This window comes from Pseudomonas sp. MF6394 (genome assembly GCF_002018845.1).
GTDB classification, from domain to species: Bacteria; Pseudomonadota; Gammaproteobacteria; order Pseudomonadales; family Pseudomonadaceae; genus Aquipseudomonas; species Aquipseudomonas lactis.
In genome coordinates this window covers 241190-265035 of the sequence record NZ_MVOJ01000001.1, presented here as the reverse complement: position 1 = coordinate 265035, position 23846 = coordinate 241190, and the positions used below count along the sequence as shown (strand labels likewise).

At 53.8% G+C, this 23846-nt stretch carries 28 protein-coding genes; 25 read left to right on the top strand and 3 right to left on the bottom strand.

The window, feature by feature from the left end; all coding sequences use genetic code 11:
* Positions 1-6 precede the first annotated feature (6 nt).
* Positions 7-462 (bottom strand): LTXXQ domain protein, encoded by a 456-nt coding sequence (locus MF6394_RS01425; protein ID WP_153045971.1) that lies wholly within the window; start codon positions 460-462, stop codon positions 7-9.
* 984 nt (positions 463-1446) lie between these two features.
* Here MF6394_RS01425 and MF6394_RS01410 point away from each other — a divergent pair.
* From MF6394_RS01410 to MF6394_RS01360, 12 genes are all read left to right on the top strand, one after another.
* Positions 1447-1638 (top strand): hypothetical protein, encoded by a 192-nt coding sequence (locus tag MF6394_RS01410; protein ID WP_078465927.1) that lies wholly within the window; start codon positions 1447-1449, stop codon positions 1636-1638.
* A gap of 67 nt (positions 1639-1705) precedes the next feature.
* Positions 1706-2038, top strand: a complete 333-nt coding sequence (locus tag MF6394_RS01405; RefSeq protein WP_078465926.1) for a hypothetical protein — start codon at positions 1706-1708, stop codon at positions 2036-2038.
* 63 nt (positions 2039-2101) lie between these two features.
* Positions 2102-2710, top strand: a complete 609-nt coding sequence (locus MF6394_RS01400) for a hypothetical protein (RefSeq protein ID WP_078466153.1) — start codon at positions 2102-2104, stop codon at positions 2708-2710.
* Positions 2711-2722: 12 nt separating this feature from the next.
* Entirely contained in the window at positions 2723-3547 is an 825-nt protein-coding gene (locus MF6394_RS01395; protein ID WP_011923203.1) for a hypothetical protein, read from the top strand.
* Between the two features lie 108 nt (positions 3548-3655).
* Complete coding sequence (locus MF6394_RS32865; protein ID WP_234288206.1) at positions 3656-3943, top strand: hypothetical protein; 288 nt, start codon at positions 3656-3658, stop codon at positions 3941-3943.
* A complete protein-coding gene (locus tag MF6394_RS01390; protein WP_177345122.1) occupies positions 3921-4571 on the top strand; it encodes a hypothetical protein in 651 nt (216 codons plus the stop codon). The genes MF6394_RS32865 and MF6394_RS01390 overlap by 23 nt, the downstream gene beginning before the upstream one ends.
* 52 nt (positions 4572-4623) lie before the next feature.
* The gene (locus MF6394_RS01385; protein WP_078465925.1) at positions 4624-4998 is read left to right on the top strand and encodes a hypothetical protein; all 375 of its coding nucleotides are present in this window, start codon (positions 4624-4626) and stop codon (positions 4996-4998) included.
* 60 nt (positions 4999-5058) lie between these two features.
* Positions 5059-5937, top strand: a complete 879-nt coding sequence (locus MF6394_RS01380) for a hypothetical protein (RefSeq protein WP_078465924.1) — start codon at positions 5059-5061, stop codon at positions 5935-5937.
* Positions 5938-6047: 110 nt separating this feature from the next.
* Entirely contained in the window at positions 6048-7541 is a 1494-nt protein-coding gene (locus MF6394_RS01375) for a UvrD-helicase domain-containing protein (protein WP_078465923.1), read from the top strand.
* A 481-nt stretch (positions 7542-8022) separates the two neighbouring features.
* Positions 8023-8520 carry a hypothetical protein gene (locus MF6394_RS01370; RefSeq protein ID WP_233100526.1) on the top strand — a complete coding sequence of 166 codons (498 nt, stop codon included), beginning with the start codon at positions 8023-8025 and terminating at the stop codon, positions 8518-8520.
* A 59-nt stretch (positions 8521-8579) separates the two neighbouring features.
* Positions 8580-10181: a DUF4942 domain-containing protein gene (locus MF6394_RS01365; RefSeq protein WP_078465921.1), complete on the top strand. Its 1602-nt coding sequence runs from the start codon at positions 8580-8582 to the stop codon at positions 10179-10181.
* Between the two features lie 130 nt (positions 10182-10311).
* Positions 10312-10974: an OmpA family protein gene (locus tag MF6394_RS01360; RefSeq protein ID WP_078465920.1), complete on the top strand. Its 663-nt coding sequence runs from the start codon at positions 10312-10314 to the stop codon at positions 10972-10974.
* A 3-nt stretch (positions 10975-10977) separates the two neighbouring features.
* Here the strand turns inward: MF6394_RS01360 and MF6394_RS01355 are convergent, their stop codons facing one another.
* The gene (locus MF6394_RS01355) at positions 10978-11685 is read right to left on the bottom strand and encodes a YcbK family protein (protein WP_233100525.1); all 708 of its coding nucleotides are present in this window, start codon (positions 11683-11685) and stop codon (positions 10978-10980) included.
* A gap of 155 nt (positions 11686-11840) precedes the next feature.
* Between MF6394_RS01355 and MF6394_RS01350 the strand changes: the two genes are divergently transcribed.
* Positions 11841-12488, top strand: a complete 648-nt coding sequence (locus tag MF6394_RS01350) for a hypothetical protein (protein WP_078465919.1) — start codon at positions 11841-11843, stop codon at positions 12486-12488.
* A gap of 81 nt (positions 12489-12569) precedes the next feature.
* Entirely contained in the window at positions 12570-13943 is a 1374-nt protein-coding gene (locus tag MF6394_RS01345) for a hypothetical protein (protein WP_078465918.1), read from the top strand.
* 62 nt (positions 13944-14005) lie between these two features.
* Here the strand turns inward: MF6394_RS01345 and MF6394_RS01340 are convergent, their stop codons facing one another.
* On the bottom strand, positions 14006-14479 hold the full coding sequence (locus MF6394_RS01340; RefSeq protein ID WP_078465917.1) for a hypothetical protein: 474 nt from the start codon (positions 14477-14479) through the stop codon (positions 14006-14008).
* Between the two features lie 1008 nt (positions 14480-15487).
* Between MF6394_RS01340 and MF6394_RS01335 the strand changes: the two genes are divergently transcribed.
* The 11 genes from MF6394_RS01335 to MF6394_RS01290 all read left to right on the top strand — a co-directional run bounded on the left by MF6394_RS01335 (position 15488) and on the right by MF6394_RS01290 (position 23728).
* Positions 15488-16021, top strand: a complete 534-nt coding sequence (locus MF6394_RS01335) for a hypothetical protein (protein WP_078465916.1) — start codon at positions 15488-15490, stop codon at positions 16019-16021.
* 557 nt (positions 16022-16578) lie between these two features.
* Entirely contained in the window at positions 16579-16809 is a 231-nt protein-coding gene (locus MF6394_RS01330; protein WP_078465915.1) for a hypothetical protein, read from the top strand.
* Between the two features lie 436 nt (positions 16810-17245).
* Positions 17246-17821: a hypothetical protein gene (locus tag MF6394_RS01320; protein WP_078465913.1), complete on the top strand. Its 576-nt coding sequence runs from the start codon at positions 17246-17248 to the stop codon at positions 17819-17821.
* Positions 17814-18341: an HD domain-containing protein gene (locus MF6394_RS01315; protein WP_161952146.1), complete on the top strand. Its 528-nt coding sequence runs from the start codon at positions 17814-17816 to the stop codon at positions 18339-18341. Before MF6394_RS01320 ends, MF6394_RS01315 begins: the two co-directional genes overlap by 8 nt.
* Positions 18342-18397: 56 nt before the next feature.
* On the top strand, positions 18398-18811 hold the full coding sequence (locus MF6394_RS33665; protein ID WP_153045970.1) for a hypothetical protein: 414 nt from the start codon (positions 18398-18400) through the stop codon (positions 18809-18811).
* 102 nt (positions 18812-18913) lie between these two features.
* Entirely contained in the window at positions 18914-19465 is a 552-nt protein-coding gene (ssb, locus tag MF6394_RS35085) for a single-stranded DNA-binding protein (RefSeq protein ID WP_078465911.1), read from the top strand.
* Positions 19466-20557: 1092 nt separating this feature from the next.
* Entirely contained in the window at positions 20558-20872 is a 315-nt protein-coding gene (locus tag MF6394_RS01305; protein WP_078465910.1) for a hypothetical protein, read from the top strand.
* A 69-nt stretch (positions 20873-20941) separates the two neighbouring features.
* The gene (locus MF6394_RS01300) at positions 20942-21979 is read left to right on the top strand and encodes a hypothetical protein (protein WP_078465909.1); all 1038 of its coding nucleotides are present in this window, start codon (positions 20942-20944) and stop codon (positions 21977-21979) included.
* A 286-nt stretch (positions 21980-22265) separates the two neighbouring features.
* Positions 22266-22517: a YheU family protein gene (locus tag MF6394_RS01295; protein ID WP_078465908.1), complete on the top strand. Its 252-nt coding sequence runs from the start codon at positions 22266-22268 to the stop codon at positions 22515-22517.
* 112 nt (positions 22518-22629) lie between these two features.
* Positions 22630-23292, top strand: coding sequence for a hypothetical protein (locus MF6394_RS33660; protein ID WP_153045969.1), 663 nt, complete (start codon positions 22630-22632; stop codon positions 23290-23292).
* A 124-nt stretch (positions 23293-23416) separates the two neighbouring features.
* On the top strand, positions 23417-23728 hold the full coding sequence (locus tag MF6394_RS01290) for a hypothetical protein (protein WP_011923225.1): 312 nt from the start codon (positions 23417-23419) through the stop codon (positions 23726-23728).
* Positions 23729-23846: the final 118 nt, after the last annotated feature.

The following is a 23846-nucleotide window of genomic DNA, read 5'->3' as shown; positions in this document are numbered from 1 at the left end:
TTCCATTCAGCCTTTCTTGGCTGCCTTCCACTTCTGGAATTCTTCCCATTCTGCGCGTTGATCGGCCTCGCGCTTCAGATTTGCATCGAATTGCTTGATTTGATCAGCATTCAGCGCCATACGAACCTTGCCTTCTGAATCGGATCGTGCCGTCTGGATAGCCCCTTTCATAGCAGCCTTATCAGCCTCAGAGAGCTTGTCCAGATAGTCGCGATTTATCTTGCTGACAGCCAGGCGCTCATCGCGGCCGGCCTCACGAACTGCTTTGCGCTGATCCCTATTCAGATCAATGCCTAGGAGACCTGGACTGCCAGCAAAGTCACGGACTGGACCTTGGGGGCCAGCTTCGAAGTGGCCGTGCGAACCCTTAGGGCAGCAGTCAGAACCGTGCTTGTCGCCTGCCATTACCAGAGTGGGGCTCGCCGCTGCAACGAGCAGCAGAGCGATGATTTTCTTTCGCATGGTGAACTCCATAACCATTCCGGCAAGTATTACCGGAATCGAATTTGCACAATGCCACGTCGATAATGGTCTGCAACCCAAAACCTGGAAGCCAAAATGGTTCTGAGCTATGACATAGCCATGCCATGCCGCGGGCATCAGTCACAACTCAAAAATCGACCTTTCGACTAATATCTTGTCTTAGCTAATAAGGGGCGGTCAGCCCGAATGACTATGGAGAGATCACGATGGGTACCACGTATTTCTGGCTGAGAAGCCCGGCCGGACTTGCCATCATTGCCTTCGCATTGATTTTGCCAACCCTGGCCATAGCGACTTGGCTTGGGAATACTTCTGATTTTCTGGCTCTACTGGTGGGAATTGGGATCGCTGCAATACGGCAGCTAGCATGGATGCGCTGGGGTGATGGATCAGATTAGCTTGTGAATCCCGCGCGCGAAGGTGTTGACTCCTTTCGGGCACGTTAAGGTGTAGATATCTGGCCACTAGTTTCAGTTGGCCGCCCTTAACTCTGCCCGGATATAGCCCGCCCTGGAGGTGTACCGAATGTTCGACATGACCCTCAAAACGCCCTTCCAAATGATCACCGCCCTGTGCACTTGTGGCATGACACCCTGCGGGTTCCATTTAGCTCCGTCAGAGGTTGCCCTTTGAGGATCCTGACTCTCAACCTGATCGGCACCTACTTCCATCAGATCAAGGCGGGCACCAAAACCTTTGAATTCCGACTGCGGACTCCCTACTGGCGAACTCGACTGGAAGGGCGCACTTACGACATGGTTCGGGTGTGCTGGGGATACCCCAATAAGGGGGATGCAGAGCGAGAGATATTAATCCCATGGCTGGGGTTTGAAGAGCAGACAATTGAGCATGAACACTTTGGTGATCTGCCAGTTGATGTCTTCGCAATCCGTGTGCGCGCAGAGGGGTCTGGCACGCCTAGAACGCATTGATAATGGGCTCACTCAACAAGGGAGCATCATCATGCGCAGCTTCATCTATAGCCTCGGCGCCGTTGTTATTCTGTTAGTGGCCATGGGTATGCAATATCTCTCGCTTACCTATGGCGCAGTGGTTGAAGGCTTCATCCGTGACAGCTTCGGCTGGATCTCGATAGTGCTGGCGTTTATCTCTGGTGGCGCCCTCACCGCCTTGGCTGCTGGTGAAAAACCCTAGCCTGTTTTGGATATGTGACGGTCGTACAGGGATGTAGCCTGTGCGGCATAGCAAATCAGGAGGTTGCATGAGCCAGCACTACGTTAAGGTCTACCACGCTCAAAGCAGCTGCTTAGTTCGCGTCCAACTGGGCTGGGACCGGCCTCTCCAAGGCTTTTACATGGTTGTCGAGAAGGATGGCGAGGAAGGTTTGGATGAGTTCGATGAAGGTATCGTTTACAGCAACCTTGACGACGTCGGGCATCCATCAGACCTTGCCCACTTCAAAGCGATTGCTTCGAAGCTCTCCATCCAAATACCCGATGTCATGTGGCGAGCTGCTTATCTTGACTCACAGCACAACACCATAGACAACCGAGTCTTCTACAACCTGGACGGCGACCTAGTGTCGCCGTTCTGACTCTACTTATGATTTTCACGATCGTCACACCAATCAATGATTGGGTTGAATGGGTTGAAGGAAATGGAACAGTTCATCTTGCAAGACTCCCGCGGGCTGATCGGTAGCCGGATAAGCTGGTGGCGCGAGGGTGGCTCATATACCACTGACCTCAATCAAGCTGAGGTTTTCACACGTGACGATGCGATGAGTCAGCACGCATCACGTTGGAGCGATATCCCTTGGCCGCTGGGCTTTGTCAGACCACGACACGAGATGGCGGTGGACTTCCAGTACGTCACTATCCATTGGGTCCCAAGGGGCGGAACTGAACTTTGCTATGTCGCGGCCAGGTTCCACTTTGACGGGAACGACATCTTCTGGCTTAGCGGTGATGCTCTGACCACTGATCTGACGAAAGCCTCCGTCTTTACCTTGGATGAAGCTTTTTCCCATTTTGGTAGCGAAGCCTCCGCATTCACTCGGCAGATCTGGCCTAAGGCTTACGTCGATGCAAGGGCACGCCCTGTTGCCTCGGCGGTGACCATGTCGGTTGATGAAGCTCTTGCTGGAACTGGCATCACGCTACAGCGCCCCCTTCCCCAGCGCCGAATGACGCCCAAGTGTGGAGGCTGTGGCCAATTTGTCACTGCTGATCAAGCTCCGAGCGGCATCTGCCGCCACTGCCGTTGAGGAACATCCGAGATGGAAATCCCGAATGAAGAGCGCGTACTGGCTCGGTACCGCGAAGTAGTGTCAGCACAGGGGTGCTTGGAAAATCACATCCTTGCCAAGTCGTCTCTGTACCAACGGCTATTAAAAGGTTTGCAGCCATTGGCTATTCGCCCCCCGCTAAACCATAGCTATCCCTGGTACAGCGTTGTCGAGTCTGACACGCCAGTCCCCCTGCCTTTCGGACCAACTGATTGGACACCTGAGTGGGATACACGCCATGGCGTTGCGATCTGTCAGGATGTTTGGGACCGGCTTCCTGGTGGTAATGACACTGATTTCTCCGTGACATTCCCGGGCTGGGACGCGCTTGGTTTTGTTTGGCGCATTTGGCAGGCCGATGAGGCTGCTGAGACCACTACGGCGCATCTTGTATGCTGGCACCGAGAAGACATCACCAAGCTCACAACTCCAGATCTGGTCGAAGCTGAGTGCCGTTGGCGTGCGGAGCGAGATGCTAGCTGGTTATCTCGAGCCGGTCAGATGAGCAACGAGGATTTGAAGGCCGCTTTCATCGCCTCAGGCCAGGCTGGAAAGGCAGGCTGTCGCTTCACATCGATCGTTGCCGATCAGCAAGTTGCACATCTCAGATTCTTGTCCAATGAACGGCAAGCCAAAGGTGAATCGGTCGAATTCACGGCTGAAGAGATCGAAGCCCGAGTAGCTGCGGACATGCTGAGCCTGCTTGGTGATACATGGTTGGTCAAAGACGGGCAGCTATTTCATCGTGGCTGGCAGATCCAGCGGATTACGCCTGCTGTGCTAGGTCCTGAACACTACCTGGCGGGTGCGAGCTGACGAGGATTCGGTGATCCTGGGCTGTTCGAAATAATCCTCTCTGCCTGCTCGTGGCACGCTCGGCCTTGGGGGAACATGGCATCAATACAGCCAACCGGACTTTCCCCCGTGATCAATGTTCAAAATACCTCAGCCCCTGCCACCACTCTGCCCAATTGCCCGGTCAGCCCGCTCGACCGCGTGACCTTCACACCAAACGAAATCTCCGAACTCGCCCCGGTGATCAGCGGGACTGTGTTCCAGGCTCTCGATACCAACCTCGGCAACTGGCGCGTTCGCATTGTGCGTGAAGGTGGACTTTTCCCACACGGGGTGTCTGCCAATGTCTACTCAAACCTCGGGACGTTCAAAGTCCACGGCGCATTGAATCCCGATGCTCAACCTGCTATTGCTTGAGGCTAGCCCGATGAAGACAACTAACGAAGCCCAGTCTACCGGCCTGGCTTTCATGCTTGCCGCCGCCGCCGGCATTGCAAAGTCCATTGGCGATCGACAAAAAAGCGCTGCGCTTAACGAATTCCTGATGTCCGCGATCCGTCTCAAAATGGGTTTTAACCCTGATGACGCCAACCGTCTCAATGCGCTCAGTATGTGTACCTGCGTGGGAGTCTTTCGCCCCTTCGACGAACATTTCTATGCCCAGTCCTGCATCTCTGGTGGCACCTTCGCTCGCATGTGGGAGAAGGTTCAAGGCTTAAAACCGTTCAAGGCTGTGCTGGCGGGCCAGCATGGTGAAATCCAGAGCAACATCCGTGTGGCCACCGGCGTAGCTGTGCTGCTCGATGGTAAAGATGATGACGAGATGATGCCCCGCTCCGATGACCTGCAGGTTTGGTGGGTTACCTCGGTGGATTGGAACAGCGACTGTATCAACCTGAGTCGTTATCGCATGCGCCCTGACGCACGTTATCCCTTCAGTCGTAATGACGCTCCAGCACGTCGCCTGAAGCTTTCTCGCGGCGACTGGGAGGCTCATATGGCTGACGTAGCCATTGCAAAGGATGCATCCTCACAAGCTGCCTAGGCTTCTGGCACAACCCGGGGCCGCTGATCATTGTGTTTTCTTAGGAGAACTTATGAACGACCAACGACGAATTCAGCTGATGCTGCGCAGCCCGAAAGCCATGATGGAGTTTGCCATCAATGGGAGACTGCCCCAGGTGTACACACCGGCCAGCCCACTAATCACTCTTATTGAGTCTGTTCCTGTCAGACTTCGGAGCCGAATCACTTGCGTGAATATTGGTCCCGACCTTGGATACCAAGGCATTCATCGTTTTCAATCCCTTGCACAGGCTCTGAACTGGCTGAAGCCGAGCTACACCTCGGCTTCATACCCGAGCGAGAGTTGGCGCATGAAGCGTTTCACTAAACAACTCTCAATTGACGATCTGGCTGCCTTCTGCAAAATCCCTGAGAGTCTTCTACCGGCCTTGAAAAACCTGAGGTAGAGGCTTCTGCCACGCGATTCTCCGGCCGAGTATGGTCTCCACAACTTCGGAGACCATCGAATGCATACTCACCAACTTCCCAGTGCTAAAGCGCCCGCTTATACCGCCCCGCGTTGGTTGCAACCCTACCGGGACGGTACCCGCATCGGACGGTCACAAGCCCTGCAGGCCTATGGTGAGATGTACTGCACTGATGGTTCTGCTGACACTGATGGCGCAATCGAAGAGCTGATTGGTAGCCTCAGGACCCCAATGATCCCATACGCCAGCCGAACTGGAACAAAGCGCAATCTTGACGCTATGCGTGCCAATGGATGGGGTCTTTTGGTGTCTGCCAAAGGTGTCCTGCGCACTGAAGGCTTTCCGTACATGCTGGATAACGGAGCTTGGACTGCCTTCACACAGGGAGAGGCATTCGACGAGCGAGCTTTTGGGAAGGCTTTTGATCTCCTCGGTGAGAATGCCAAAATGGTTGTCGTGCCAGACATCGTCGCTGGCGGCCTAAAGTCCCTTGAGTTCTCACTCAAGTGGCTCAACCGAATTCAAGGCATTCCAGGCGTGGCGCTGCTGGCAGTTCAAGACGGGATGGTTCCCGATGACGTACGTGACCTTCTAAATCCTGGAGTTGGTATCTTTGTTGGGGGCTCGACAGGGTGGAAGCTGAAAACTGCACATAGCTGGGGCCTCTTGGCGCGTCGTCGGCGATGCCACCTCCATATTGGCAGGGTGAATAGCGCTAAGCGCATTCTGCTTTGCTCAGCGGCCGCTGGTGCTCACTCTGTGGATGGGACTTCGGTGAGCGTCTATGAGAAGACCTGCGCTCCACTCACCGCCGCGGTGAACTACGGCGAAGCACAAGCTGACTTCCTATCACCGAACGGACTCGCTTTCGATGTAGCCCCCTTCGATTGTGCATGGCCAACAGATCTAGCTCGGTAGGTGGTGGCACACTTTTTGTGCCTCCATTATGGCGGGCATAGAGAGCAGTCGTCGGATAGGCTTGTCCACTTCGGCATGGCTGACACAATTTTTCAGAAGGACGACAGGCCATGCGCCAGTGGACTGAAGAGCAATACCCCATCATCACAACACTTGCTAGGTTGGTCAAAGTAAACGCGTTCGCTGGTACCGGCAAAACCACGACTCTGGTCGGCTACGCCGAGAACCATCCCGATGAAAAGATCCTCTACATTGCCTACAACACAGAGGTTGCCGCTGAGGGTAAACGCCGCTTCCCACGAAATGCATTTTCTTCTACGTCCCACGGTCTTGCATATGGTCCCTTGGGCAGCAAGTACAGCCACAAGCTATGTAACAACATTCGCCTCACCGACGTGGCCAAGGCGATGAATACATCTGACTGGTCGATGGCCAAGGACGTTGTCGGGATGCTCAATTCTTTCTTGAGCAGCCCTGACACTGAAATTGCTCAGCACCACTTGGTGCGCTTCCGAGGCATCTCAATCAACAGCCGCCAGATCCAGTATGCCCAGCTGGTCATGAGACACGCCCATTCGTATTGGAACCGCATGTGCGATCTTCAGGATCTTGACGCTAAAATGAGCCAGGACGGGTATCTGAAGGCATGGTTACTCACCAACCCGGACATGAGTCGTCGATTCAAGACCATTTTGCTTGATGAAGCGCAGGACACCACGAAGCTGTTGACCCAATTCGTGAAGCAGCAATATCTGAATGGCTGCAAAGTCATTTTTGTCGGCGATCGCCACCAGCAACTTTATCGGTTCCGTGGGGCGGAGAATGCCCTTGACGAGCCATGGCTCAAGGATGCCGAGGTTCACACCCTTTCAAAAAGCTTCCGCTTTGGCTGGGCTGCGAGTCATGTCGCCAATACAATCTTGGCACTCAAGGGTGAAAAGACGCTACTGCAGGGTTTCGGTCAGCAGACGCAGATCAAGTCGAAGCTGCCTGATGGACTTGAGCACCGTACCTACCTCTATCGGACAGTGGCTGGTGTTATCGACCGGGCGCTAATGTGCTTGCCCGCCTCCCAGGAGCCTGACAACGGGGAGCGTGTGTATTGGGTCGGGGGCATCAAAAAATACAATATTCAAACCATTTTGGACATGTACTGGTTTTCGTTGAACCAGCCATCGAAGATCAAGAATTTCCAGCTCACACGGGACTATAAGAGCTTTCAGGAATACGCAGAGATTGCGGACCAAACCGAAGATCCAGAAATGGTTCGGATCATCAAAATCCTCAAGAACTATGGTGATTCGCTTCCTGATCTGATCAAGCGCTTGGAACAGATCACTGTTGAGCAGGAAATGGCAGCGACAGTCACCCTTTCAACAGGGCATAGCTCCAAAGGTCTCGAATGGCCTTACGTTCAGCTCGGTGATGACTTTACTTACGATCCCCTGGATGAGCAGGCCGCGAAGGATGATCCTGATCGCCGCAACGACGAGATCAACCTCTACTATGTGGTCTCAACCAGAGGGATGAAGATGCTTGCCTTAAACACAATGGTCAGTTCGATGATGCAGCACGCCAAGGATCGCCGTGCAGGATTGAATTGAAGTCAGCGCTAATTCAGCATCTACCCGAAGGTTTGACTTGCCCATTTTGGATAGCAGCTTATCGGTCGCTGGGTCATCATCGGTGCCAAATCCACGAATTGGCAACGTTCTGCCCATGCCTTCTTCCCGCGTTCCCCAGCCAGCCTCCCTGAAGCAGGTCATTTCATCTGCGGTTGCACTGTGTGGCTGGCAGGTCCTGTTCAGTAAATCGGGGCCAGGGTGGGCTTCAGTTCGCGCCAGGAGAGGCAGGGTGACAATCTCAGTTGAGGTTCCGAGTGCGGGATCGAGCCCCGAAGCGGTATTAGCCAAACAGAGAGAGTTACGGGGTGCCGGCATTAGGGGTATGTGGCTTTTACCTTTCCCTGCTTTCACCCCGGCGGCTGATCTACCAGCCGCCCATGTGACCTGGTCAGAAGCGAGCGGATACACTGCCTTGCTTGCCGGGTCGGGTACTCCTTCCGGCACTCGGAGTTTTAACCGATTGAGTGACTGGGCCCAGATATTACCTCTTCAAGATTTCATCACCTCGGCGCTGAATGGCGCATTGTGGTTTGGAACGCTACGTGAGGGAAAATCGGCAATTGTCCGGGTTGATGGCGGGTTCACCAAATGCACCACGTGCCGCGCATGGACCAATCTCTGCTCTGCTATCGAGATCATCTCTCCCTACCGTGAGTCGACATTTGCTCTCTACGGCCTTGAGCAGATACCTGCTCATCTACTGGGCGAGCTGCTGCCCAAGGATCTTCGGTCCTTCAAAGTGGGTGACATCCGCAAACGTTACCACCAACCATCCAAGGCTTCAGTGGTGCTGAATAGCTGCAGCGTTTGCAGTGCAGTACAGGACAGGGTGGCTATCAACGATCTAGAGTGTCGCCAACAACCAATCACTCAGTTCCACATCCAGGTGAGCAAGCGATTGGCAGTGGCCACTGCCTTATTGCCCACTGCGAGATGGCGTGTATCTAGAGAGCCGTAAGGGTTCTGCCACTCCAATACTGCCTACATCCTGTGCCCATCAAATACAGGATTTATCACATGGCAACGCCTCTAGCGAACCTGGCCACCCCAGAGGGTCACTTGGTTGACTCTGCCGAAGGCCTTAAAGACCTTAATGAATACGATCTGATCGAGAGCTTGGTTTCCCAACACCGGTACCAAAAGGCTCTCATTGAGCGTGTGAGCGAATTGATGGCCGGGAGTGGGTACCACGAAATCCTGGGGTATTTCCTCGCCGGCGCTGATGGCGAACTGGCTTTGCGCATGCGGGCAACACCCGAGCTATTCGATGCTGTGGCCGCGGTAAAAGCACTAGATGCTGAATACTGGAATCGTGCTTTGAGCCTTACGGATGTCCGCGTTTTCATGCCATCCGCACGTCAGAAGGAGTGGGATCAACAGATCGAAAACCGAACGTGCTTGCCATTCGAGAAGCTGGCAGTTCGAGACACACTGCAATCCTTACTGGCTAGCAGATCTCGATTCCTAGCCGAGCAAGTCGATGGCGTGTTCCATGCTTTGTCACCTAACCATGTTTCGAATTCACCTGCAGGATTCGGAAAGCGCATGATCCTCGAGTACGCCCGCTGCAAGGCCACAGGCAATCCCGAGTCTGAGAAGACTCGCCTGATTGCCGACCTTCGCTATGTGATCGCCATGTTGATGGGCCGGGACCGTACAGTTGGCTCGAACCCAAGAGCGATGAGCTATGGGTGCAATAACCCTGGCAAGTGGATCCTTCTTGACGGCGGGGCTCTGCGGGTTCGCTTTCACCTTAGCGGGACAGTGCATGTCGAAATTCACCCTGAAATGGTTTGGCAGCTCAACCAAATCCTGGCCTCGATTTACCCCAACGCCATCCCTGACAGGTTTCGTCGCCCGACCAAAAAGCGGGCTGTTCACAAAGACTGGCCCCTGATGGAAGTCCCATTGAGCTTCGGTGCTCTTGCAATCGTTTCCAAACTGAAGCGCCAAAGCATCAAGCCTACTGGCGTCTGGACCCTTGACGTTTCACGTTTTGAAATGAAGTTCATGCCTGAAGCAGAAATGATCATCCAGGCCATCGGCGGCGCGAAAGTTGACTACCAGGAGTATGCCTTTCCCTACCCGGAGGTGAATGAGGTAGTCGACCTTGTTGTTTCCCTTGGGCGTCTGCCGGAGCAAAAGACACACCAGTTCTATGGTACAGGTGAAACCTTGGCAAAGGAGGTAGTAGCAATTGCAGATATCCGGCCTGGCGAGACGGTATGCGAGCCTAGCGCTGGCCAGGCTGGAATCGCTCAATATCTGCCCGCAAACCGGACCACTTGCGTCGAGGTCTCCGAGGTTAACTGTGGAATCCTCCGTAAATTTGATTTCAACCTGGTCGTCCAAGCTGACTTCCTTACCTGGGCTTTGAACGCTTCATCTTTTGATGTCGTCGCTATGAACCCACCCTATTCAAGTGGGCGGGCCATTGCTCACCTTGAGTCAGCCTCATTGATCGCACGTCGGCGCATCGTTGCGATTCTCCCAGCCAGCCTGCGGGGTAAGGACATCTTGCCAGGCTGGGAGCACCAATGGTCGAAGGTCTATGAGGGAGAGTTCAAGGGTACAGGCGCTTCGGTGGCTATCCTTCGAGCGGATAGGGTCTCAACTTGAGCATTCAGAATCGTGCGCCAATCCTGACTGTTCTGGTAGTTAGGCACACTCTGCCTTTTTGTTTTTATCTAGGGGTTCTGGCACACCCTATCTGCAATGAACATGGGTCCACTTACTAAGGAGTTAACCCATGCAAAACGTTATCAAAGCTGCCGCCCTTGCCCTGTGCTTCGCCATCGTTACCGGCTGCTCAGTGAACCCTCAGACAGGCGAACGGGAATTCAACCGCACCGCGATTGGTACAACCATAGGCGGGGTGGCCGGTGGCATCCTGGGTGCAGCAGTAGGGGGCGAACGTGGTGCTTTGGTGGGCATTGCAGCTGGCGCAGCGCTCGGTGGCGGTACGGGCTACTGGATGGATAAGCGATCGGCGAAGCTGAAAGAAGAGCTTCGCCAGAAGGGTATGGATGCAACGACCAGTCTCGACCCAGTCACTGGCCGTCAAATGATGACCATTGAAGCCCCAGCAGACATTGCCTTCGCCACCGCATCCGCCGACCTACAGCCAGCAGCGTTCCAAGGCCTTAGTGCAATTGCCACTGCGTTGAAAGACCAGAAAGATCTGCGGTTGGAGATCACTGGCCACACAGATGGTACGGGCAGCCGTCAGTTCAATAATGTCCTGAGCTATGCCCGCGCTCAAGCAGTAGCCCAGTATCTCTATGCCGCTGGTGTACCCGCTCAAGTTATTGCAGTGCGAGGCGTCGGCCCTTCCATGCCGGTGGCTACCGATGCTACTGCTCAAGGCCGCGCACAAAACCGCCGGGTAGAGATCCAGATCAAGCAAGGCTGAAAATCAGGCGTAAACGATCCGGCCTTGTTCAGGTGTATCTGACGAGGCCAGCACGCTTTCAAGATCCAACGCTGAATAACCCGCAAGCCAGCTTTCTTCGTAGGGCGAATAGTATGCCTGCCTCCACGTTCTGACAGATCCAACATCTAGGTGAACAAAGTTTTTCGAGATGTAGGTCCCCACTCCGCCAACACCAATCACCTTGATCAGGTTGGCCAGAGCTTCAGTTCCCACACCCGGGATTCTGATATCAGCTGCTTTGGCTTTCACATGCATCGAATTGAGGGCGGCGCCCTCTAGGGACGAGTTGAATTCAGGCGTGCGGTATCCGCTGGTCACTATGATCTTCGCAGGCAGCTGCTTGACCCTGAGGTAAGCAGTTGCGATCCATAACAGATCAAGGAGCTTGGCATCGATCTGCACCGTTTTCTTCGAGACAACGTCTCTCAGGATGGTGCAAGCGATGGCATAGCCGCGGGGGTCCCATCCCTGCCCTTTTCGGTAGTAGTAAAACCTGGCTTTTTCTCCTGATTGTGGCCGCTCTAGGTCCAAGAATCGGTCGTGGTCTAGGAGCACGGCACGCCAGTCGCGTTGACCTGGATTGTTTGCGAAGGCTGGTAGTGCAGCCATGGCTAGAGGCGCTGCAATCGCCGCAGTGACGATGCTACGGCGGCTCATGAGGATGTTCTGGCTCATACCAACAGGCAACATGTGGCTTATTCTGGGGCGAGTGTATGGTTTGATCCTTCACATCGCGACTCAAAACCCCCTGCCCTTTTTCAAAGCTCCCCTTGCTCTGCTTGAGCTGGGCTTCTGGCACGCGGCGGCATCCATAAGATGGCTCCACCACCTATATGGAGTTTTTCATGTCCCGCCCATATCCAGTTCTGCGCACCCTCGGCCAGCTACTTACACCTGCTGGCCCGAATCATTTCGCCTACCTGTCAGCCCACCCCGAGCAAGATCAAGCCTTGCTGGATGCCCATGCCATGGATGTAGGGACAGCTCCCGGCTTCAGATTGGTTGCCGATACTGATAGCTTCTTACTGATCGCAGACCATGATTACCAAGGTTGCTTGGACCATATTGCCAATGGGCCTTATAGCTGTTCGGCAATGGACTGGGTTGCTGAGCATGCAAGTGGTGAGCAGGTTGAGTGGTATGGCTGTGTAACCGAAGTGGCTCTTCAGGACGCAGCAGGCAGGCAGTCTCGAGTGACGCTCGGGTATTACCCCAAGGATGAAGCCGAAGCGATCGCGGCTTTGCTCGCTCCCAATGCTGAATTATTCAGCTTGAACCAAAAGTGCATTCTTATAGCTGATGCTACGGGTGATATTTACCACTATCAGCTTCGCTACCCAGGTGATTGCGACGACACCGTCCTTTTTGTTCGAGCGATTGACTGTGATACGGGATTGGAGTTCGCGAAGGCCCATCTGCGTTCAATCCACCAGGTAGGAACTGAAGTTCAAGTAACTGGGATCAACACAGGCCTGCTGGCACGAGCTGCCTAGTGAATTTTGACGCCCTGTTCCCGCTGGTGGCACAGCTAGCCACCCGTAAAATCTATCCCATCATCTAAAGAGACTGCCTAAATGAACTCCTGCGAAATCCTGCGTGCCCTTGATACCGTTGCTGCTGTAAGCGGCAAGCTCGAGAAGTCGGCGCTTCTGACAACTTATATGGTTGACCCAACATTCCAACGCGTGATGAAGCTCATGCTCAATCCACTGATCAGCTTCTACAAGCGTCCAGCTCGCTCCGAGGTGTTCGGTACCGGGGTATTCACCGATGACACTTGGCTGATGCTTGACCGCTTGGCTACCCGCCAACTCTCAGGGGACGCCGCAAATCGTGAAGTGCAATCGGCTTTGAATACCCTCACTCCAGAATCCTCGGAGCTGCTGTGGCGAGTGCTCCACCGAGATCCGAGGGCAGGTTTCTCTGAGGGCTCAATCAATAAGATTCTGCCGCTTACCATTCCCGAAGTACCGTACATGCGTTGCAGCCTGCCTTCAGATGTAGATCTGGAAAGCTGGCCATGGGCGCGAGGAATCTATCTACAAGAAAAGGCGGACGGTACCTTTTTTGCCCTCACCGTTAAAAACGGTGGCGCAACCGTCATCAGCCGTTCTGGTTTCGAGTGGCCCCTTGAGCTGTACGGTGATCTGGGTGAGGTCTTTGCCAGCTGGCCTGACGGCCAGTACCACGGCGAAATGCTCGTGGAAAAAGATGGGGCAATCCTGCCGCGTGAGATTGGCAATGGCATGCTTACGTCAGTCAACAAGGGCACCCCGTTCCAAGCTGGTTGCGTGCCTGTGCCGTACCTCTGGGACGTTGTGCCGTTGGAGTCCCTGACCCGACGAGGTAGCTGCCTGACGCCATACTCAGAGCGCTTCTCGCAAGTCGGTAAAGTGGTCGAGGATCTGGGCGGCGGTAAGGTGAGGCTGATTCACACACAGGTCGTTTACTCGCTGGACGAGGCCTATGCCGCCTCTGGTGTGCATATCCGTAATGGCAAAGAAGGTGCGGTCATCAAGCACCCTGACGGCCCTTGGCGCGACACCGGTTCCAGTGGTTCGCCGTTCAGCGTCAAGATCAAAATGGAAGCACCAGCTGAGCTGCGGGTGAAGGGGTTGAGTAAAGGGAAGGGTAAAAATGCGAAGACGTTCGGCGCACTTGAGTGCGTGAGTGAGTGCGGAATGCTGGAGGTCAACATTTCAGGCTTTTCGGACGAATTGCGACTTGAGATTTTCAACAATCCTGAGCGCTACATTGACTCGATCATCAAGGTGACATTCAACGACGTCACCAAGCCCAACAAGAAAACAAACCTCTACAGCCTGTTTCTGCCACGATTCGGCGAGCTTCGACCTGATCGGACCACAGCCGACACCGTGGAGCGCATCATCCAGCAGCTGGAAGACGCCAAGGCAACTATTGGAATGATTGAGTCAGTGGCGGCGTGAAGAAGGCTCCCGCTGTATACCAGCGGGGCTTAGCTGAATGTGTTCGCGAAGGGATACCGCACTTAGAGGGGATGTTTGGTATTCCGCCATTCCATATAGGCTTTGTTGTGTTTTTTCTGGATTTTCGAGGCATAACCAAACCCTCCCAAGGCAGTGATGCTAAGCAGCAGAAGCCACCAATCTGCGCTGGTGAAACCGCCATCCTTCAGTGGGAGCCCCAGATAACAGAGGGCTCCTATTGAGCCTATCCCAATCAAAAAAGCGATGAGTTGGGGGACGTGAGGAAGCTTCGGAGATCCACGCATTGGATCTACTGAGGCTGGTTGAGTTGATAGCCACTTCGCGTGGGCCCTATCGTGCTTAATGCCGATCACAGCCCCAAAGCCAAAGACTCCGAGTCCCAGTAGAGTCAGAAGATTCTGAGCCCCAACAGGCATGGGCACCAATCCCGCCAAAGCGAAAGCTACGATGGCAACCAGCCAAGCGATCGATTGCTTTGTCTTTGGCGGCTTTGGTTCGGCACTGAATGTATCCATGATAGCTCCTTGAGAAATTGTGCTGCAGCTGAGCTAGCGTAACCCCATTGGCGCCTTATCCCAACCCAAGCAATGGTCGCCAAAATGCCGTGTATCCCTGTCAAACTTCATATCAATATCTTCATGCCCCAGGTGCGACAACGAATGCCATTCCACCGCTACACTGAATTTTGGGGTGGTTTTTTGACTTGTGGCCCTGAGCGAGCGGTGCTAAAAAGATCACGTTCTATGCCCAATCCTTGATTGCGCACCCTACCTATCTCGACGTTAATCCGTCAGGTTTGCAGGGACTCATTGGACTGTCAGTTATTTCTGCCATTCCTTTGCGTAGATACTGCTAGATCAATCTAAATTCGTAGCAAGGTTTCGACCTTCCTACGCATCCAGATCGCATCGACTTTTGTTGGTGATGATCGCATTGCCCTTCTTTGAAGGTGCTTCCCCCAGACGGTAGAGATCACATCCTGCCGTCAGGCTTGGTGTTTTCATTTCCTTCAGGTATGAGCGCCTAGCTTGGAGCTTTGCTCATTGCATTGCTTTTGGGTAAATCCTCGGTAACGAGAAATCCATTGCGCAGAACACAGCTCACCAGCTGTGCGGACCCCAACGGCTTGCCGTTGAGTTCCTCCTTGACCCGTCGCAATGTCTGATCTGATCGGCTTCCGCCTAATGCTCTTTTTGTGGCTGGCTACGCGATACAGATCACCCTTTCCGCAAAAGCGGATCCTTCCGGTAAGGCCTGACATCCCCAGGTTTTGGCCAGGTAATGTTGGTTCCCACCTTCCGAACCTGGCCTTAGAGCACCGGGTATATGTAATGTGCCCACCGTTCTACTGGCGAGAGAAACCCTATGAAAACTCATGAGTTGGGGTGCTCCACAGCTATTGCTTAATCAGGCCGCTGCGCGCCGTAACAAGCTGCGCGCCCTAGGCAAGCAGAGTCGTACCTACCACCCCACCAGGGCATTCTCATGCTCTGGCATGGATGCCCCTCCTCGGAGATGTACCCATGACCACATTCAGCTTTCGTAACTACTACTTCGACCAAATCGAGGCTACGCGCGAACTGTTACGTCCAATCCAATCGAACAAAGACACCCCTTGTGCGCTCGAGAAATCCTTAATCCGGGAAATTGAGGTTCGACACGAGAATTTACAGGCGGTGTATGTCGAGCTCGATGAGCTTGGCCTCGGCATGATCTTGCAAAACGAATCGGGGGATTCGTGGGCTTTGATCTTGCCGGATGCTTCAGAAGCGGGACGCTTTCGTTACTCTGCGTTCCGTGACATAGGATGGATGTCCCATTATTCAACTGACACCCTCGACGAAGCAGTCCTTGAGGCGTTTAAATCTGGGTTCACCCGGGTCGCGCCACGAGACACTCTCGACAAACTGTCAGCCACCCTGGAGTGGAAAAAAGGTTGCGAGCGCCTAGCGCACATCGAAGCCCATCAACGTGGGTCGTTGACGTATAGCGAGATGCTTGCAGAGTTTCAAAAGATTGAAACCAAGCATAGCCAGCCGACAAAGCTGGCCGCTTGATATTGGTGCAATGTTCTGGCCCTTCAACGGTTTAGTTCCGAGCACTGAGATTGATTGATCTAGCAGGGAGGACCCTCACAGCCTTATTCAGGTTGTGGGGGTTTTTTGCTTCTGGCACACCTTGATGCCTATCAGACTAGCTCTGAACCTGAGCTGCTTCAGGTTAGATCACACTTTCTAAGGCATGCCTTTGTGCGGCCGATACCCTGGCATCGGGAAGGTGGTGACTCAGCTTTGGTGTTTCAAATGCTCTCATTAGCGTCTAAAGCCCGGATGGAGGATTTAGCTTGTACCCAACCAATCAAATTGGTTCTCATACCCAGCCTCACAAGGGGTTGCTCGAGTACCTCGCCGATCAGGTAATGGCCCAGCTGGCTGCACAGGCTCAAGAGCGTACAGCTACTGAGGACGGCCTTGGTTCTGGCGCAGAGTCCAGTGAGCCATCATCGAAAGCAACATCCTTTTATTTCTCCAGTGGCGGTTCTGTCTGTAATTGCGTTCCCTGTGCAGTCATGCGCCGGCTGGTATGATTCAGCGCATGATTGTGGAGCCCAAAGATGAGTCGACTCAATGAACCAACCAAGCTGAAGGCCGGTGTCTACCTGGCCCGCTGCAAAGAGGCTACATTTCTCAAGGCAGGCATCAATGGTCACAGCTCTGTGTGGCCTGAAGCTGACCTGACGATTCGTGATGGGTGGGCCTACTTCAGCAAATCCGGAGTGGAGGTTTGGAATTGTAATTCTGCCTATGCCAGCCTTCATTTCATTGTTTCCCCAGTAGCCTCCTGATTTTTGGCACCCTCTTTTGGAGTGCAATATGGGACTTGATAGTTAAGCTCTAGATAACGTGGTTATCTGCAGGTGCTCAATCGATGTCCCTAGACCTCTCTCAGCGACAGACCAAATCCACCAATCAGCTTCGTCCCGGTGAATACATTATGCAGCCCGGTGAAAACGCCCTCCTTCGCGTCGAGGACGTGGCTCACCGTCGCTACACAACAATCACTCGGTTGGAGGGGCACTACGCGGGCACCTCGTTCACCGCGGGCCAAAAGCTTGGCCGGCGTTGGGAAGTTATTCCCCCTGAGGAGGCATTGATCCGTTTAATCGCCTCATCGTGCCACTGACCCACTAGGGTGGTGCCACATCAAAGGTCATGCCACGCTATAGTCAAACACGGCGGTTGCTATTTACCCGCCTCATTAGCTAGCGCATTGGATTTCAGATGGACAAGTACCTCACGCGAACCATGGACTTCCTCAACGAAGTTGGCATCACTGTCAGGCTAGTACCTGGAGCTACTGGGTTTGCCCAGCACTGCGAGATTTCTGCGGGATCAATCAACGTTGATCCTCGCTGCCGAGCTTCTGCACTCCTGCATGAGGCGGGACATTTGGCTACCGTTCCTGAACAGTTCCGACACTTATTCTCTGGAAATGTCGGGGCAGGTCAGAGAGCTGTTTTCAACGCGGTCTCCGGCATTGATGTCTTCCCTGGCTCTCCACTGGACCGCGCAGTTGTCCAGATCGGTGACGGCGAGGCAACTGCCTGGGGGTGGGCCGCCGGCATACAGATTGGCATTCCTGAGTTCCGGATCATCCGCAACGACGAATATAGTGGGGAAGGTTCACTAATTCGACTTGGCCTTAAAACCAATAACTACTTGGGCATCAACGGCCTGGCGAACGCAGGCTTCTGCAAGGTAAAAGCTCCCCACCCTTCAGATCTACCGGTCTACCCTTGCCTGGCGTACTGGGTCCATCCAGTGCTGGATGCTTCAGGCACTCACCTCCATGGATGAGCGGTTGAAGGTTGCGATGGGACTGGCCACAGAATGGCATTTGGGTGAGTTGCGCAACTACACTACCGATGTGCCATACATCACACACCCTACTGCGGTAGCAAACTTGTTGGCGGAGATCTCAGACAGTTGGGAACTGATCGCGGCAGGCTATCTCCATGACACCCTTGAGTGCCCTGAAGAAATTCGCATTCAGCGTGAGCGAGTGATTCTCGACCTTCTTGGGCCTGTCGTCCTTCAGCTCGTGAAAGAAGTCACAAACCCGAGTCGAATGAATGATGGTAGCAGGGCGGTTCGAAAAGCGATCGACCGCCAGCACCTGTCCAAGGCGTCGCCTGATGGGCAGTCATTAAGGCTTGCCGATGCCATACACAATTTCTCTGACCTGCAGCAGCGCTCCCCTGCCTTTGCTCTCACCTACGCGGGCGAGAAAAAGCTGATCCTGCCTTTGACAACCCAGGGCTCCCCAGTCCTACACGAGCGCCTGAGTCAGATGATACAAAATATTCTGGATGGGTGATTCTGGCACGAGTCGATAGGCAGCATGATGATCTCATCTTATTTGAGGTTCATCCCATGCCCTGGCACAAAGTAACCCGCGCCTTGCCGGTTCTGCCCGACAGAGAGTTTCTGTACGCGAGATCTGTACCAGTCATGGTTTTCCTCGAATGGGGTTCACAACGGGTAGCCCGTTTCGTCCGTTATGACGATGACGGTGACATGTGGTCCGGCCGCTGGATTAGTGAATGTCCGGACAGCCTTGATCTGACCGATAGTGTTACGCACTGGAGGGACTGCTATGAACCACCAACCGACGAATCTTCAGATGAAGGGTTCTTTGTTGAAGCTGAACAGCTTGTTCGCCTTCGACATATCTCCAAAGGGCTTTATGGCGATGGTTCAGTTTTGACTGCCGACCGCCGTCGAGATCTCGCCAACCTTCTACACCGGTTATTGGGCGAGCTGGCTGATCAGCCAATTCTGGTTTGAGAGGTGTGTTTTGAGTACGTCTGCGATCTGTTCGATGGTTGAATAGCGGGTATTGCTGGGTTCGCTCGGCGTTAAATCAGTCTTTTAAGGTCTTCCCGAACAATGGCAAAGCGCGGCGTTAACACTGTCACTATCATCGGAACAATGGGCTCTGACCCGAAGGTTCAGCAGTTCAATAACGGCTCCACCACCGTAGTTTCCCTGGCTACAAGCGAGTCGTGGACTGACAAACAAAGTGGTTCGAAGGCTGAAGAAACTGAGTGGCATCGCATCGTATTGAAGGGCAGGCACGCTGACGTAGTGGCGCAGGGTGGCCGCAAGGGCCGAGATCTCTACGTCGTGGGCAAGCTTAAATCTCGTAAATACACTGTTGGCTCCGTTGAGAAGTCGATTACGGAGATCATCGTTGATGACTTCGACGGACAGTGCCATTTTGTGGAAAGTGCGAGTGCTTCTATTCGAACCTCATCCGCGCCGGCTCAGAGAGAGTCCAGACCTCAGCAGGGTTCCCAACCCCAAGGCCAACGACACCCCGCCCCAAATCGTCAGTCTTACCAATCCCCACCTGAGCATGCGGACTTTACCCCGCCGCCCCCACAGATGGACGACATGCCTGAGTATGATGAAAGTTTCTTTAGAAACGTTCCCGTTTAAAGTCCTGATGTGGATACTGCACCTGCTTAAAGCCGATAAAGCCGGATGTGGATGTGGCCGTTATGGAATTTTCCATCTTAAAATAGCTGCAGGTTTGCTGTATCGTCTCAGTAACATTCGGCGTGCAAGGCCTTGCAAACCACATACGCCACTTGCTTCACCATAGAATTTTCATGTGCCCCTACACGAAGGGTACGACCGGGCACCAGGATCGCGCCATGCAAAAATGAGCCGTCGACCTGGCACCCCAGATCGTTATGAGCCGCTAAGTACCAATGGATTCTGGAAAATTGCGTCAACCCACTTCTGCTGTGCCTGAAATCCAATCAGCCACGAGTTTCGACCTCATTTTCATGCGTCGTCGAGCCTGCCTACCGTTGGCGGATACAGTCGACGTGGACGATCCGCCGGCAGTAGAAGCCGAATGCGGCCCCCCTATTCACGAGCGATCCAAGCGCTGGCAGCATCAGGATGCCTTTGAGATGCGCAGAATCTCAAAGCTTCACAACAAGTCAAAAGAACTGATTGGGTACCGGCCCATGATCCAGCAGGGGCATGGCTCGGATGGCGAGCACCCAAATAAATGCTTCAGGGCATCGGATTTTGGAGGCAGCATTGAAGAAGCCCTTCTCCAAGCAAAAGCCTGGCGCGATGCAACAGAGTCGAAGCTTGGTATAAAGCCAGGCAGTCTGAGATCCAGATCAGCTGGGAAGCCTTGGTCTGGGGTTTCACTGATCGTTTCTAAATCGCCTATGGGGCGCTCTTACTGGGGGAGCAACCATGTGCTTGGACTGAAACCCCTTCGGGCATACATAGGCAAGCGATCTTACACTGCAGCCTACCATGACCTGATCCGGCGCATTGCTGAACGGGATGGCATACCTCTACCGGACGAATTACCGTCTCCGCCCCCACCTCGTGCTGATCAGTACCGCCGTATGTCAAAGGCGGGGCTCACAGACATTCCACAGCCAGCGCGTAGAAGGGCAAGCCGCTCAAAGAGCTAAGCTTCGAATTCGGACGCCACCTTTTGACTGGTGATTCTGAATCTTTGCGGTACGTTGTCCTCAAGTATTCCAGGACACATCGATAATGAAACCCTTCGCCTTTCTGCTGCTCCCACTTCTACTGGCTGGGTGCGGCGACAGTATCAATGGCGCCTACCAGGCCTCTATCCAGTACGCCGAAGAAAAGCCGCGCCCTGTGGGGTTGGCGATTATTCAAAAAGACCAGATCATCGCAGATGGCCGCGCTGTTTCGATTTCCGAATGGAAGCGTGAGGGTGCCACCTTTACCGCCTTCGACACCCAGGGTAAGCGTCTCGCTCAACTCAAGCGTAATGATGATGGTGACCTTGTCCAAGCGCTACCAATGAGCCGCGTCATCTACCATAAATTCGAGTTCTGAGATCGAGCTCCTACTACAGGATGCCCGGCCTCAATTCTTTGGTCAGTGGGCGAGCCTCAGGAATTTAGAATGCGCTTCTTCCTCTGCGGGCTGCTCGCAGCCTCCGTTTTCAGCGCTATTTCTAGCGTTGCTACAGCAAACGATATTGAGATTTTACCTTCGGCTACTGCAGGAGCCTCTTCCCCTCCAGAGGTATACCTGGCTGGCGAAATTACTGACGACACCGTCGCACAGCTCGCAAGTCTAATACCGAGCAGAGGCTTGGCTGGTTCAATCGTGTATTTGGACTCTGCCGGCGGAGATCCTCAAGCTGGTATGCGGCTTGGTGAGCTTATCCGCGGGTCTAGCATGAACACCGCTATCGGCAAGCCGGGGAAAACATCTGGACGCCCCTCCCCCGGGAAATGCATGAGTGCCTGCGTCCTAACTTATGCTGGCGGTAAGTTCAGGTTCATTGATCCAGCTTCCCAGCTAGGGATTCACCGGTTTTACCGGCGCACCGCACAGTCGACGGATCTTGATGTTGCTCAGGTGCTCTCCGCGGCCATCACTGCCTACTTAATCAAGATGGGCGTAGTGCCTGCCCTTTTCGAAAGAATGGTCCAAGTCGGCCGAGGTCAGATGGAGCTTCTTTCGCACTCTGACGCCGCTAGGCTCAACCTAGTGAACAACGGTGTGCTTCCGGCTGAATGGGGTATCGAAGGAAAGCAGGGGCAGGTCTATTTGATGGGGCGTCAGCAGACCTGGAACGGCACAGGCAAGCTGATAATGTCGTGCGCTCCAAATCAGCGGGTGAGGTTTTCAGCCCTTTATGACGCCGGCGATAACAACGGCTTTATCACTCGCAACGCCACGAACTACACCCTACGCATTAACAAGCAGTTCTTACCGATTGCTTCCCTGCAGGGAAAACCATCAGTCAGTGGTGACTATGTACTCGCCAGTTTCACCCCTAACGATTCAATGCTGTGGGCCATTTCCGGTGGCGAACAACTCGGTTTTGGTTTCCACACTAAGGATTCCAACACGTTCTACGGCTTCTTGGTCGATGCAACAGGCGAGCAGGACCTGGTCAGAAGTTGGATCAAGCACTGCACAGACCGCTAGGGGTTCTGCCACGGCCTGGATGAACCGAGGATTCTCTATCATTCATAGAGGAGCAAACCATGCGATCAGCTGCAGATTTCGAAGCCTCATCCCCGCAGAAGCGGGTATACAGTACCGACGGTACCACTTTCGGAATTTTGACTGGCGGTAGTCGTCGCTGTCAGATGGAAGGCTGCTTGGGGAGAAGCTTTGCTGTCCGCTGGCAAGATGGTCAACTCACCTACCCTTGCAGCAAAGGTCTAATTGATCACTCTTCAGGATCTCTGCAGGTAGGGAGGCAGTTTTAATGATCATCCCTCCCGGGCGTCTCTCACCCGAAACTCTTCAACGGTTGATCGAAGATTTCGTCAGCCGAGAAGGCACTGATAACGGTGATGACTCTACCGAAGCTCAGAAGGTGGCCAGGGTACGCGCCGAGCTCGATGCTGAGTCTGCAGTGATTTACTACGATGCTGAGTTCAGCCAGTGCATCCTCGCGGCCCGTAACCAGGTTCCACCTGAAATGATCAGGGCATGGAAGGAAGAACAGCAGGGATAGCCTCTCGCTAGGGCAGTTTTTAACTGCCCTGGTATGGATTTGCGTCTTGCATTAGGGGGAGTATTTTGTAGCCAGCAACCAATACTGGACTGATGTCCAAGGCCTCACGTCAATGCCAACTCAAGCGCATCAAGCTCTCTACCCTCATCCATCATTGCTTTGCGGATTATCCAGTCTGATTCGTTCACGAGGGCTGGGGAATGCAGCAGTTATCGACGGTCACGTCTTTTTTCATCTGGAGCACACCCCGGTACTGCACTGCGCCCAGATCACAGACGGCTGCGCATCCTGTTCGCCGATTCGCGCACTGATTGGCGCTGATGACCTTGATATGATGCAGATCACTGAAAGTGTGAGCAGGTTCCTTGAGTCTCCTGGCCGCTTTCGCCCCAAGTCAAAGGGGCTAGTTAAAACCTATCTAGCGGAGTGGTCGAATCAGGTAGCTAGGGCGTCCTGTGCAGTTGAGACTGTGCTCAAGATTTTTGACGCCCTGCTCGAGGTAGAGAATTGGTTATCTAGTGACGGACCGGGTGCCTGCGTTATCACTGGTGGCATCGTTATCTGGACTGCCGGCCGACACGGCATGAGCGATCTTCATTTAGCTGTCAATGTAGGAGAACGTCCTAATCCCGATATGACGACTGCTCATCGGTGGGATGCTATATCTGGTGCGTCAAACGCCGAGCTTGAACACTTGTTAGCGAGCCTTGAGCTTTGGAGCACGTCCCCATCGATCTGGAGCTTCCATGGTCGCAAAGTCCCTTCGGTGGTCTGACCAGCGTTGCTGCTTTAGGCTACCCTTAATAGCGACCAACCCCATTGATTCTGCTCTTAACCACAGCGCCAAAGATTGTGCCGGGAAATAACACCTCGGTAGTAGCTACATAGGAGAAATCGTTTTGAACACACCCCCATCTAAGGATGCACTCCGGGAATTCCTAGCATCAAAGTTTGCAGAAGCCGTTGAGCAGAATCCTGATGCCGTCGTGCTCTATGCCGCAGAGCGAGCCCCGGACCCTAAACCTTATGTGAAACGCCCAACCGTCCAGGAAGTGGCGTTCAAGCGCGAGCTCGAAAAAATGCGAGACCACCAGGCGGACAAAACACCAGCTGATTCGGCTACCTCCGTCTCCCCGGCGATCAGAACCAATGCTTTGTCTCTTGATGACTACCCTGGCCTTGTCCAGCCGGCTGAGAACAATGAATTCTGAACCCCTGTTTTGACTGTGAACACACCCTGCTTGGTGTAATGATCTGATTCCCGCAAATGCCGGAATTCCACTTACATGAGTTTCACCAGACTACCTCTTTGTATCCTCACGGTTGCTG